Here is a 12,694-nt window from a genome sequence, read left to right as displayed (position 1 = left end):
GTCACTCCGGTTGTGATGGATACCAGCCCGCCGGAGCGGTCCCACCCCTGGGACCCGCCACGCGGGAGATCCGAACGGAGAACACGAGTGAGCAGCACAACCCTCAGCATCATCGGCACCGGCAGGGTCGGCTCCGGGCTCGCCCGCCGCGCCGTCGACGCCGGCCTGGACGTCGTCCTGAGCAACTCGCGCGGCCCCGAGACGCTGACCCGTCTCGTCACCGAGCTCGGCCCGCGGGCCCGCGCCGCCACCCCGGCCCAAGCGGCCGGCACCGGTGACCTGGTCCTCGCATCGGTGCCGCTGTCCGCCCACACACGGCTGCCCCGCGCGGAGCTCGCCGGCAAGACCGTGATCGACCCCATGAACTACGCACCGACGCCCCACTGGGGCTCCCCGGAGCTCGACGGCAACGAACTGACCTCCAGCGAACTGGTGCAGCGCCACCTCGCCGGCGCCCGGGTCGTCAAGGCCCTGCACAACATCGGCCCCACCCAGCTGCTGAACCTCTTCCGCCCCGCCGGAGCCCCCGACCGCACCGCACTGCCCCTGTCCGGCGACGACCCGGATGCCAAGAAAGAGGTGGCCGACCTGCTCGACATCCTCGGCTTCGACACAGTGGACCTGGGCACACTGGCCGACAGCTGGCGAAGCGAACCCAACACCCCGCTCTACGCCCTCCCGTACCTGGGACGGCCACCGGCCGACTTCACCGACGTGCAGGACGTCGTGGCCTGGGCCCAGCAGGCGCCCGGCGTGCCCGTACCCCGCGCCCGGGTCAAGGAACTCGCCACCGCCGCGGTACGCGGCCCCGCAGGATTCCGGATGCAGTAAGCAAGCGATCCGCCAAGCCGCCATCATCGCCGGCCTGCGCCTCTTCCTGTCCATCCGTGGGCCGGCCCAGAAAGTGCCGGGCAGTTCCTCCAGCAGACCGATAACGATGCGGCCGTACCGTCCGGCGAGTCCGCACAAGGTGACGAGGCGCCTGTGCGTGTCTGTGATCTTGCGTAAGTGCCTTGGGGTCATTGGACGCTGAGCCGGTCCTCGAACAAGAGGGAGAATTGGTTCAGAGCGTCCGCCAGTAGGCGTTGAGATGGGCTATCGGATGCGGGGACTGCGCGGTCGGGTGTCCCACCGGTGGGTGTACCAGGCTCGTCGGATCAGGCTACGGACGGTGATGATGGCTGTGGCCAGAGCAAGGAAGAACTCGGTGCATGCGCGTCGCCGCTCGGTGTTGCGGCGAAGCTTGCCGAAGTTGTTCATCCACGAGTTTGTGCGCTCGACCACCCAGCGGCCGTCGGTCTGGATTGGCGTCTTCGTGCCGCGCTTGCTGATGCGTGGCCTGATCTCGCGTTCGGCCAGGGCGGTGTGGACGGGCTGGTAGTCGTAGCCGGCATCTAGGCTCAGTGCCGGGTTCTGCGGGGCGTGGTCTAGGCGGTCTGTCAACTCGGTGAACTCGTCGAGGGTTTCGCAGAGCAGCGTGTGGTCGCGAACGTTCGCGGCGGCAGGCACCGTGACCACGGGTATTCCGTATCCGTCGGTCAGCTGGGACCGCTTGGTGCCCTGCTTGCCCCGGTCTACCGGAGACTTCCCCGCGCACTGGCCGCCCGAGGGTGCCTTGGTGATGCACCCGTCCGCGGCCAGGTCCTCGAGTTCCAGGCCCACCATCTGGTCGTAGGCTCGCAGTACCGCGAGGAGCAGGTGGCCGATGACACCGGCCTCGATCCACTCGTCCCGCCGCCGGCGGATCGTGGTCGCCGAACAGGCCCGGTCAGCGACCCTCTCGTAGCCCATCCCCGAGACCAGCGCCAGGACAAGCCGGTCGAACACGACCGCGTCCGCGATCCGCGGGTTGTGGCACCCCAGCGGGTGCGAATCGGGCCGGGCAGGGATCAGCCTCAGGAACTCCTCACGGATCGGGTCGATGATGGACGCGGGCGCGACGGACACGAACCCCCCAGATGGTCACATAGCGTAGGCAACTCCATGATCATCAAACCCGTCTCCGTCGTGCCATCCTCTCCGTTCTGGCGTACTGGCCGGCGCTCTACACGATGAAGCGGTGGATGGCCTCGTTGGCGTGGTCCTGAAACGACGGGTTGGCCAAGTCGGGGAAGATGTCCGCTTGGTCGACCAGGGGGCCCTTCAGCTTGTTGGCCGCGCTGGCGTAGAACACGCCGTTGGACAGGGTCGGGTCGGTGACACCGTCGACCAGTCGCTTCGCGCCGACCTCAAGCTTGTGGGAGATCCCGAGGGCGGGCAGGACGTACTTGGACGCCAGGCGCAGCGGTAGGGCAATGTCGTTGGAGGCCTGGGTGCCGGTGGTGGCGCCGGGGCTCACGGTGATGAAGCGGCGGTCGGGGTGCTGGCGGGCCAGGTAGGCCATCCAGAGGGCCCCGATGTACTTGGCCTGCCCGAAGGCGAGGTTGAAGTCGGTCTTTCCGTCGGCGAAGTAGCTGCCGTCGATGACGGCGGCGAGTTCATCGGCAGAGGTTGAGGCAAAGGACGGCCGCTTCATCCGCAACATCGGAAGCCCCCTGGCTGCTTCGCTTCCGGCGAGGACCGCGACCTGGCCGAGCCGCCCCTCGGTCAGGAGTCCTTCGAGGAGGACGACGTGGCCAAGAACATTCGTCGCGAAGACGTTGGTGACCCCGTCGGCGGTCAACTCCATCGACCGCGGGCCGATGACGCCGGCGTTCATGACCAATGCGTCGACGGATCCGTCGACGGCAGCAAGGCCGGCTCGCACCGAGCCCAGATCGGCGACATCCATGACGACGATGTCGAAGATGCGCCGGCCGGTAGCGGCTTCGAGGTCGGCCTTTGCCGTTGTCGCCCGGTCTCGGTTGCGGCAGGCCAGGTAGATGCGGGCCGTCTCCGGTCGCAGAGCCAGTTGCCGGGCCACCTCCTTGCCGATCCCGACGTTGGCGCCCGTAATCATCACGGTCTTTCCCGTGAGTGTGCTCATCGGGATTCCCTCTCATCTTCTGTGGGGCTGGTCAGGGTGAACGGCTCATGCTGCTTCGCGGGACCGGTGCTGCGTTGGCGAGTCACGCGGCCCTCAAAGTGGGTTGTGTAACTCAGTCTGACCCTGGCCAGACTGGGCTGTCAAACTCAGAATCGCTAGCATGGCTGCATGGCGAATAAGACGAACGACCGGCCGCGGCTCACCGCGAAGGGCGAGCGCGTCCGGGGCCGAATCGTGGAGGGGGCTGCGGCCTTGATCCACGAGCGCGGGGTCGCGGGTACCACCCTGGAAGACGTCAAGGGGGCAGCGGAGGTCAGCGGCTCGCAGCTCTACCACTACTTTCCCGACAAGAACGAGCTCCTGCAGGCGGTCATCGACTACCAAGCCGACACCCTCGTCAATCACAATCGGCAGGCGCTCAGCGGTGAAGACGGGGTCGCAGCCTGGCGGGACATGCTGATCGCCGGGGTGAAGCACGGCCAGGCAAAGGGAGGCTGCCCACTCGGTTCGCTCGGCGGTCAACTCGCCGAGAGCGACCCCGAGGCCCGGGCCCTCATCGCCGCCGGATTCGAGCGATGGTCAGCTGCCATCAGCGAGGGACTCAGGTCGCTTCACGCCGACGGGAAGCTCGCACCCGGCATCGACCCGGACGCCCTCGCCACCACTATGCTCGCCACCCTGCAAGGGGGACTGCTACTCGCCCAGGTGCAACGGAGTACGCGTCCTTTCGAAGTTGCAATCGATACCGTTCTCGCCCTTGCCATCCGGACTTGAGACTCGAAGACCGGTAGCCTGCTGTACTCCGCCATGGGCCGCTGAACGATGCGTCGCAAGGCCGCCAGGGCCGCCTCCGCGCGCCATCCGACGGCCCTGGCCGGGTCCCGCTCCCTGTGCAGTTCCTCAGGCTCATCGTCGCGTTGAGGCAGAGCGGCACGGCCTCCGGCGAGCGGCGGCGATGCGGTCCTCTACCTGAAGCACGGACGTCATCACCGTCCGTAGCCTGGTCCGACGACTCTGGCATACCCACCGGTAATCCACCCGCCCGCGCAGCCCCGCATCCGATAGCCCAGCGCAACGCCTACTGGCGGACGCTCTCAGTGCTTCTTTCGAATGTGCGGCAACGTGGTTGGCGTCGCGCGCCTTCGGCGTGATCTGCTCTCGGACCGCGAGGTAGAGCACCTTCACCACGCTGACCAGGGATAAGTCCGTCTGTCCCCGGCGGGCGGCCTCGGCGATCATGCCTTCCAGAAGAGCGGAGAAGACCCCGGCGTCCCGCCAGACGCGAAAGCGCCCGTAGACGGTCGCCCACGGTCCGAACTCGGAGGGCATCTCGCGCCACTGGGCGCTGGACCGGAACCGCCAGATCACCCCCTCGAACTGCTCCCGCAGCCGCTCGGGGTACGGACCGTACTCGCCTATCGGCAGGTACGGCTCAATGAACTCCCACTGCTCGTCGGTGAGTTGCCTACGTGTCACATCCAGCGTCCTACCAGGTCCTGTCCCCGCACGGGACCAGAACCCGAGATTGATCACGACCTCACACAGACCCTAGAAGACTCATGAAGATCTTGGGGTTCTGGCCCCGCCGCGTGAGCGGCGGGGCCAGACTCGTTTCGTGGTGATGGGGGAATGGGCCGGGGAGACGGTCGGGCCGGATGTGTGGGAGACCTGCCGGGAGTTGATCCCGGCGGGGAGTGTGTTCGCGTTTCTGGCCGAGCATCGTGGTGCGCTGTTTCCGGCGGAGATGTTCGCGGACATGTACCCGTCGGCGAACGGGCGGCCGAGCATGCCGCCGCAGATCCTGGCCGCGGCGATCACATTGCAGGCCCTGCACGGGCTGTCGGACTTCGAGACGGTCCAGGAACTGCGGTGTGACCTGCGATGGAAGGCCGCCTGCGGACTCGGTTTGCATGACATGGCGTTCGATCCGTCGTTACTGGCCTACTTCCGGCGCCGGCTGTCCCGTTCGCCCCGGCCCAACCGGGTGTTCGAGGCGGTGCGGGAGGTGGTGAAGGCGACCGGCGTGCTGAAGGGCAAGCACCGGCGGGCGCTGGACTCCACCGTGCTGGACGACGCGGTCGCCACCCAGGACACCGTTACCCAGCTGATCGCCGCCGTCCGCGCGGTGATCCGCGAGGTCCCCGGGGCCGGCGAGGTGGCCGCGGTGCAGTGCACCGCGCACGACTACACCGATCCCGGCAAGCCCCGTATCGCCTGGAACGACGAACAGGCCCGCGCCGCACTCGTCGACGCCCTGGTCACCGACGCACTCAGGCTGCTGGGCCACCTGCCCGAGCAGGAACTGGGCGAGAAGGCGGCCAACGCGGTCGGCCTGCTGGCCCTGGTCGCCGGGCAGGATGTCGAGCCGGCCGAGGACTCCGACGGACGCGACGGACGCTGGCGCATCACCCAGGGGACCGCGCCGGACCGGATGGTCTCCACCGTCGACCCCGAAGCCCGCCACATCCACAAGACCCGCACCCACCGGCAGGACGGATACAAAGCCCACCTGGCCATCGAGCCCGAGACCGGCTTATACACCGCCGTGGCTCTGCGGCCCGGCGCCGGAACCGAGCACCACGAGGCCACCGTCGGCCTGGACCTGCTGGCCGACGAGGAGAACCCGGTGGACGCCTTCGGCGACACCGCTTACTCCGCCGGCGACACGCGCCAAGCCCTCCACCAGGCGGGACACCGGCTGTTCTTCAAGCCCGCCCCGCTACGGCCCGCCGTCCCCGGCGGCTTCACCCCGGACGACTTCACCATCAACACCACCGCCGCCCTCGTGACCTGCCCCGCCGGGCACACGGTCCCTCTGTCGGACCCCGGCGGACAGCACCACCAGCGCAAGGCCGCCTTCAAGGACCTGTGCACCGGATGCCCGCTGCGTGAGCGGTGCACCAAGGCCAAGGCCGGCCGCATCCTGACCATCCGCCCCCACCACGCCCTCCAGGCCGCAGCCCGCCACCAAGCCGCCACCGACCCGGACTGGCAAGCCGACTACCGGCGCTGGAGACCACCGGTCGAACGAGCCGTCGCCTGGCTCGTCCAGCACGGCAACCGCCGCCTGCGCTACCGCGGGACCATCGCCAACAACACCTGGCTCCACACCCGAGCCGCCGCTCTCAACCTCCGCCGACTGATCAACCTCGGACTCACCCACACCGGCGGCAGCTGGCAACTCGCCCCGGCCACCGCATAGCGAACAGGGGCTGCCCGGCCTCCGGGGCGTGTCTGAAAGATCGTGTAAGTCCGTGATGTGACAGGCTGGTCAGGGCTCTGACCTGGGGCCTTTGGCCAGCCGGGACGGACGGACATGAACGACAACGAGATCCCGGCCGTCGAACCGGCCGAGGACAAGCTCGTGGATGAGGTCGTCGAGCGGCTGCTGGACCGCGCCGACGCCTCGGGCGCAGCCCTGCTGGGTGACGGCGGGCTGCTGACAGAGGTGACCCGGGCCGTGCTGGAGCGGGCCCTGGACGCGGAGATGACCGATCACCTCGGATACGAGAAGCACGATCCCGCGGGCCGCGGCTCGGGCAACAGCCGCAACGGCACATCGCTGAAGACGGTGCTGACCGATGCCGGCGCGGTCACGCTGGCCGTTCCGAGGGATCGTGACGGGTCCTTCGCGCCTCAGCTGGTACCCAAGCACGCCAGGCGACTTGCGGGCTTCAACGAGCAGGTCCTGTCGCTGTATGCCCGCGGCATGTCGGTGCGCGACATCCGCTCGCACCTGGCCGGCCTGTACGGCGTCCAGGTCTCACCGGACCTGGTCAGCAAGGTCACCGACGCCGTCACCGACGAGCTCGACGCATGGCAGAACAGACCGCTGGACGCCGTCTGGCCGATCATCTACATCGACGCGCTGTGGGTGAAGATCCGCTCCGGGTCCGTGGCCTCCCGGCCGGTCTACCTGGCCGTCGGGGTGGACATGGACGGCTGCAAGGACGTGCTCGGCCTGTGGGCCGGCGACGAGGGCGAAGGCGCCACGACCTGGATGACCGTGTTGTCCGAGCTCCGCAACCGCGGCGTCGAGGACGTGTGCATCGTGGCCTGCGACGGGCTGAAGGGCCTGCCCGACGCGGTCACCGCGACCTGGCCCAAAGCCACCGTCCAGACATGTGTGATCCACTTGATCCGTGCCTCGCTGAGGTTCGCCTCCAAGCAGCACCACACCAAGCTCGTCTCGGAGCTGAAGGCCATCTATGCCGCCCCGACCGAGCAGGCGGCCGAGCAGGCCCTCGCCGACTTCGCCGCGGGCGAGCTGGGCCAGAGGTATCCCGCGATCGTGAGGACCTGGCAGGCCGCGTGGAGCGAATTCACCCCCTACCTCGCCTTCCCGCCGGAGATAAGGAAGGTCGTCTACTCGACGAACCTGATCGAATCGATCAACGCACGGCTGCGGAAGGCCACCCGCAACCGCGGCCACTTCCCCTCGGAACAAGCCGCGCTGAAGGTGCTCTACCTCGCCGTCCGCGAGCAGATCACCCCCAGAGCACGCGATGTCAACCACGTCGCGGCACACTGGAAGAAGGCACTGAACCAGTTCTCACTCTTCTTCGAGGACCGGCTCAACACCAAGTGAAATCCGAGGACTTACACAAAGTTCCGTACGCGTCCGGCCTCCGGCCGGACAGCCCCCCACCAAGATCTTCATGAGTCTTCTAGGCGGGCATTTCTTGTCGCTCGGCATCGCGGATGGCGCGAGCGGCGTTGATGAGACCGATGTGGCTGAAGGCTTGGGGGAAGTTGCCGAGGGCCTCTGCTGTGGTGGAGTCGGTCTCCTCGGCCAGCAGGCCGAGATCGTTGGCGTGTGCGAGGGCGGTTTGGAAGGCGTGTCGTGCACGGGCGGTGTGGCCGGTGAGGGCGAGGGCTTGGGCAAGCCAGAAGGTGCACAGCAGGAAGGTGCCTTCCTCCTCCTGTAGTTCGTCGGTGAGGTAGCGGTGGACCAGCCCGTTGTGGTCGGTCAGGTGTGTGGCGATGGCCAGCACGGTGGACTGGATGCGGGGGTCGTGTGGTGGCAGGAAGCCGACGATGGGCAGCATCAGTGCGGAGGCGTCGAGGTCGTCAGTGTCGAAGGCCTGGGCGAAGGCGCCCAGGTCGGGGTTCCAGCCGCGTTGTTCGATGGCCTGGCGGATCTGGTCGCGCTCGTGCTGCCAGTGGGGCAGGCGTTCGTCGGCCTGGAGGGCTGGGGCCATGCTGATGGCGCGGTCCAGGGCGACCCAGCACATCAGTTTCGAGTGGAGGAAGTGTCTGCTGGGTCCGTGTCTTTCCCAGATGCCTTGATCCGGTTGGGTCCACCGTAGGGCGGCTGTCTCGGCTGCCTGGAGCAGGAAGGTGCGGGTGGCTGGGTCGAGGGGCTCATCGGGTGGAAGGGTCTGGGCTGCGGCGTCGAGGAGTTCGCCGTAGACGTCGAGTTGGCGTTGGCGCCAGGCGTCGTTGCCGATCCGAACGGGGCTGCTGTTGCGCCAGCCGGTCAGGTGGGGCAGGGGTCGCTCGCTGAGGTCACGTTCTCCGCCGATGCCGTACATGATCTGCAGGTCGGCGCCGCGGTCGAGCTGGGTTGCCGCGGCCCGGGCGAGGAAGCCGAAGAACCGGTTCTTCTCCTTCTCGCAGGCGGCCGTGGCCAGTGCCTGAATGGTAAAGCTGGCGTCGCGGACCCATGTGTAGCGGTAGTCCCAGTTGCGCGTTCCGCCCGTCTTCTCGGGCAGAGAGGTGGTGGCCGCGGCGACGATGGCCCCGGTGGGAGTGAAGGTCAGGGCCCGTAGCACGCGCCCGCTGTGGCTCACTTCGTCCTGCCAGGGGCCGACGTAGCCGCGGTGGAGCTTCGACCAGGACCGCCAGCCCTCGACGGTGTCGGACATACGACGCCGGATCCGTCCCGCCCGCCAGGCCGCCGACTCCCTCTCCCACGCCGTCCCGACGTGCAGGGCGAATCCGAGGCGGTGCCCCGCCATGAGCGGGATTCGGCCGTGGGCCGTGGAGCCGCTCACCCGCAGGTCGACGGGGCTCGACAGCAGCAGAGCATGGGCTCCCCCGTACGCCGCAAGCCCACCCGGCACGGCTGAGAGGAGTGGGTGGACGAGTCCGAACTCCGGGCGCGGCGCGTAGGCGATCTCGATGTCCATCCGCCCTTCGGTGCAGGTGATCTGCCGCAGCAGCATTCCGGGGGAGGCGGTGCCGAGCGCGTGCCCGCGTTCGCGCCGTCCCAGGGCAAGGGCATCCCGCAGGACCGCAGTGCCCCCGGTCGTACGGAAGACCGTCTCCAGAACGAGGGTGTCCTCGACGTAACGGCGGCTGATGTCGACCGAGCCGGTGACAGGGCGGATGGACCAGTGGCCGGCGTCCTCGTCGAGGAGTCGGGCGAAGATCGCCGGGCTGTCGAAGCGGGGCAGGCACAGCCAGTCCACCGAGCCGTCGGAGGTCACCAGCGCGGCCGAGCGGCAGTCGGACAGCAGGGCGTGGTCACCGATCGGTCGCGCACTCATGCGTCGCAGCCCGTCCACCTCGGGCCGGACGCGGCCCGGCCGGGACGACGTGAGCAGTCGCCTGCGACGCAGGTCTCTCCAGGTGCCTGACGGGTGACATGGATCCCAGCCTTCCTGAACAGCGGATTCACCTCCAGCCAATCAGCACGATCGGTGGATCGCACGTGCCGGTTGCCGACGTTTGCTCCGAGCGAGTGGCACGAGCTGGTGCCGCGCTCGGCGTGCGTCGTGTCTCCCCGCCGCGGCGTGGCCGACCCCGCGTCATCAGCGAGGCCACGAGGCCGAATCCGGGCGGCCGAGGGCGAGGAAGCGTCGGCGGCCGTATCCCCACTGGTCGGTGACGCTGAGGGCAAGGTCTTCGGCGATCCTGTGGAGCGCTGGTCGCCCGACCCGCGCCCAGGGAAAGTACGGACCGCTCTGGCCTTGGAGGTTCTCGAACCGGACGATGCACAGCTCTTCGACGTCATGGGGGTCGACCTCGACGACGAGGCGCCCGGTGGGGGCGATGAGTTCGCCACAGCGGCGCAGCAGGCTATGGGGGTTGCCTCCGATGCCGATATTGCCGTCGATGAGCAGTACCGTCTTCCAGCCTCTCTCGGCCGGCAGCTGGTCGAAGACCGATCGGCACAGTGCGAGCCCGCCCAGGGCACAGGTCAGGGCGACCGCGCGAGGTGTGATGTCGACCCCGAGGGCGAAGACTCCGCGGCTCAGGAGTGCTCTGCAGATGCGGCCCGGGCCGCATCCGACGTCGAGGACGGGGCCGATGCAGTGTTTCAGCACGGTCTTGTCTGCCGCCGTGGGCTGCTCGTGCCAGCGGTGCACCGGCATCCGGATGCGGCGCCCGTCGGCCAGCCGCAGGAATACCGGTTCAGGGCCGGGTCGCAGGGCGAGCGCGTAGGGATCCTCGTCGGCGTCGTACGGCTCGTCCTCGTCCGCTGTCACGGTGCTGCGCCATGCCCTGCGGCGGGTCGGCTCTCGTCGCCGCGGCCGGCCCGGCGCGCGCCGCGCAGTCTCACCGCGAAGGCCGCTGCGGAGGCGGCGAAGAGCACGGCGGTGATCGCCAGCCATCGGCCGAGGTAGACACTGTCCGACAGACCGGTGTCGCCGGGGTAGGGAACCGCCAGACGCAGGACGAGGGGGAACCAGACCAGCAGGAGCAGACCTGACAGGAAGGCGGGAACGCGCAGGTAGTTGATCCACGGCACCGTCGGTCCGGCGGGGGCTCGGTGCCGCAGTACGGAGAGGGCCGACAGGTCGGCCAGAGAGTACAGCGGCAGCAGGATGAGGTCGTGGAGGATCGCCGCACCGACGAACCAGATCGCCACCTCCCAGGGCTGGACGGTGAACAGGCGCACCATGGCGTAGCCGGTCAGGGCGAACGAGGCGATCAGGACGAGCAGATGCAGGGGGCCGGAGCCGTACCAGCGTGCGAATCGTGCCATGGTCACGCCCTGAAGGTGAGCCGGTGGACCCACTTGGTGTTGTTCACGCCGGGGTTGGCCGGGACGATGATGCGGGCCGGGTAGCCGTGGTCGAGTGAGAGGTCCGCGCCGTTGACGCGGAGGGCGAGCAGCGCTCGGGGGTCGTGGATCTGGTTGCCCCGCAGCATCACCCGGGTGAAGGGGCCGGGGGGTTGGATGGACTGGACCAGGACGCTTGCGGCGTCGGGCAGTCCGGCCAAGGCGGCGAGGTCGGCCAGCCTGAGGCCGCTCCAGTGCTGGTCCTCGGTGGACCATCCCTCCACGCAGGCGATCGGCAGTGCGGCGGCGTGCTGGTGCATCGCCAGGAGCTGCTCGCGGGTGAAGACCCGTGGCGCTCCGCGTCCGTGGACCTCCAGCCGCCAGGTGGGGCCGACGAGGGCGGGGGTGACGCCGACTTTCGCCGCCGTCTTGTTGATCTGGAAGCTGTTCGGGCCGCTGCCCGGGTCGCGGTTGTGTGGTGCGAGCAGCGCGGTGGCGCGCAGCCGGCCGCCGATGCTCTGTCCCGCGGTCACGACGAACAGGAGCAGCGATCCCGCTCCCACCATGCCCACCGCGCCGCGGCGGGTCATCGTGGGCGGTGCGGGAGAGGCTGCCACCAGGCCGTCGGGATCGGGGGGTTCGGGCACGGTGTGGGCGAGGTCGGTGCGCAGTTCGGCGCCCAGGCTGCGCGAGCGCAGAGCCCGGATCATCCGGCCGAGTCTGAGGCACACGTGGACGACGAAGGCGGCGATGAACACCCAGGCGCCGTAGAAGTGCAGGCGGTAGAACGAGCCCGGGAAGACGTAGTACAGCTGGATGTTGACGATGCCGGTGACGAACTCGAAGATGACACCGCCGACCAGCATCAGCAGGGAAAGCCGCTCCAGGCCGTGGGCGATGGAGCGCACCGGCAGCCATTCGAACAGCTTCGGGATCACCGACCACAACTTGGCCAGCAGCACCGGCACCAGCACCACGCCCAGCGTCACGTGCACGCCCTGGAGCAGCCGGTACAGCCAGTACGGATGCGTGGGCCAGCTGAAGAGGTAGAAGCCCAGGACGCCCTTGTCGGCAGTCTCGTCGTTGAGGGGGCTCAGGTCAGGGTTGTAGGAGGCGTAGGAGAGCAGCCCGGTGACGAAGAGCAGCGGGATGCCGATCAGCAGCACCAGGCCGAACACGGACGTCAGCCAGGGGCCGCGGACCGGACTGCGCCAGAAGCCGGGGCGGAACGGTCCCGGGGGCGGAGGAGCCTGCTCGGCCCGGCGCACGAGGGCCCTGGCACGAGCGGCCACCTTGGTGGCCCGCGCCGCCGCGGCAGCACGAACGCGCTCGAGGCGCCCCTGCGCGTGACCCTCGTCCGATCCCCGCCGCTGCGACCCGCCGGAGCCCGCAGCCGGCGGCCGTCCGCCACTGTCCAACGACTGCCTCCCCTATACCCAGACCGTCTCTCAACGTGGGCATCGAACCCCACCGCTCCATCAGGGCCTGTCAAATCGTCAGCCACACACCGGCGCAGATCGGGTCGACTCTCCGCGCCTGTCGTGCATGCGGGCGTCTGCCGTCAGCCGAATGGTTGAACCGGCGCTCCGCACAGCTCGACGGGTCGCACGGCGGCCCCATGATGGTGGGGTGCGGCGCCTCAGCGCACGACGCAGCGCCACCACCTGGCTCGGCCGCACCGCGCTGACCAGGGAAGCGTTCTGGTTCGTCGTGATCGGCGTCGCCTCCACGGCGGCCCAGGCCATGCTGTACGCGCGGCGAAAACGGCCGAGAGGGGG

10 protein-coding genes and 1 pseudogene are annotated in these 12,694 nt (G+C 68.8%); 4 read left to right on the top strand and 7 right to left on the bottom strand.

The features are described 5' to 3' along the window. Positions 1-15 precede the first annotated feature (15 nt). A complete protein-coding gene (locus AC4OXY_RS36660) occupies positions 16-831 on the top strand; it encodes an NADPH-dependent F420 reductase (protein ID WP_491991745.1) in 816 nt (271 codons plus the stop codon). A 264-nt stretch (positions 832-1,095) separates the two neighbouring features. Here the strand turns inward: AC4OXY_RS36660 and AC4OXY_RS36655 are convergent, their stop codons facing one another. Beyond that, on the bottom strand, positions 1,096-1,947 hold the full coding sequence (locus tag AC4OXY_RS36655; protein WP_491991744.1) for an IS5 family transposase: 852 nt from the start codon (positions 1,945-1,947) through the stop codon (positions 1,096-1,098). A 97-nt stretch (positions 1,948-2,044) separates the two neighbouring features. Continuing rightward, positions 2,045-2,938 (bottom strand): SDR family NAD(P)-dependent oxidoreductase, encoded by an 894-nt coding sequence (locus tag AC4OXY_RS36650; RefSeq protein WP_491994694.1) that lies wholly within the window; start codon positions 2,936-2,938, stop codon positions 2,045-2,047. A gap of 195 nt (positions 2,939-3,133) precedes the next feature. On the opposite strand from AC4OXY_RS36650, the gene AC4OXY_RS36645 reads away from it, so the two are divergent. Further along, positions 3,134-3,739 carry a TetR/AcrR family transcriptional regulator gene (locus tag AC4OXY_RS36645; protein ID WP_491991743.1) on the top strand — a complete coding sequence of 202 codons (606 nt, stop codon included), beginning with the start codon at positions 3,134-3,136 and terminating at the stop codon, positions 3,737-3,739. 411 nt (positions 3,740-4,150) lie between these two features. On the opposite strand, the pseudogene AC4OXY_RS36640 reads toward AC4OXY_RS36645, so the two are convergent. Then, a pseudogene (locus tag AC4OXY_RS36640) lies at positions 4,151-4,441 on the bottom strand (transposase); the annotation flags it as partial. 145 nt (positions 4,442-4,586) lie between these two features. Between AC4OXY_RS36640 and AC4OXY_RS36635 the strand changes: the two are divergent. After that, on the top strand, positions 4,587-6,167 hold the full coding sequence (locus AC4OXY_RS36635; RefSeq protein ID WP_402072406.1) for an IS1182 family transposase: 1,581 nt from the start codon (positions 4,587-4,589) through the stop codon (positions 6,165-6,167). A 114-nt stretch (positions 6,168-6,281) separates the two neighbouring features. Next, positions 6,282-7,553, top strand: a complete 1,272-nt coding sequence (locus tag AC4OXY_RS36630) for an IS256 family transposase (RefSeq protein ID WP_491991204.1) — start codon at positions 6,282-6,284, stop codon at positions 7,551-7,553. A 79-nt stretch (positions 7,554-7,632) separates the two neighbouring features. Here AC4OXY_RS36630 and AC4OXY_RS36625 read toward each other — a convergent pair whose 3' ends face one another. The 4 genes from AC4OXY_RS36625 to AC4OXY_RS36610 all read right to left on the bottom strand — a co-directional run bounded on the left by AC4OXY_RS36625 (position 7,633) and on the right by AC4OXY_RS36610 (position 12,208). Continuing rightward, positions 7,633-9,456, bottom strand: a complete 1,824-nt coding sequence (locus AC4OXY_RS36625) for a glycoside hydrolase family 15 protein (protein WP_491991742.1) — start codon at positions 9,454-9,456, stop codon at positions 7,633-7,635. 264 nt (positions 9,457-9,720) lie between these two features. Further along, positions 9,721-10,398 carry a class I SAM-dependent methyltransferase gene (locus tag AC4OXY_RS36620; protein ID WP_376294326.1) on the bottom strand — a complete coding sequence of 226 codons (678 nt, stop codon included), beginning with the start codon at positions 10,396-10,398 and terminating at the stop codon, positions 9,721-9,723. Further along, positions 10,395-10,898 carry a hypothetical protein gene (locus AC4OXY_RS36615; protein WP_491994693.1) on the bottom strand — a complete coding sequence of 168 codons (504 nt, stop codon included), beginning with the start codon at positions 10,896-10,898 and terminating at the stop codon, positions 10,395-10,397. Before AC4OXY_RS36615 ends, AC4OXY_RS36620 begins: the two co-directional genes overlap by 4 nt. A gap of 2 nt (positions 10,899-10,900) precedes the next feature. Continuing rightward, the gene (locus tag AC4OXY_RS36610; protein ID WP_491991741.1) at positions 10,901-12,208 is read right to left on the bottom strand and encodes a molybdopterin-dependent oxidoreductase; all 1,308 of its coding nucleotides are present in this window, start codon (positions 12,206-12,208) and stop codon (positions 10,901-10,903) included. Positions 12,209-12,694 lie beyond the last annotated feature (486 nt).

The organism is Streptomyces sp. HUAS MG56 (assembly GCF_058673395.1).
The sequence above is the reverse complement of the archived record's forward strand: the minus strand, read 5'-3'. Positions and strand labels throughout refer to the sequence as shown.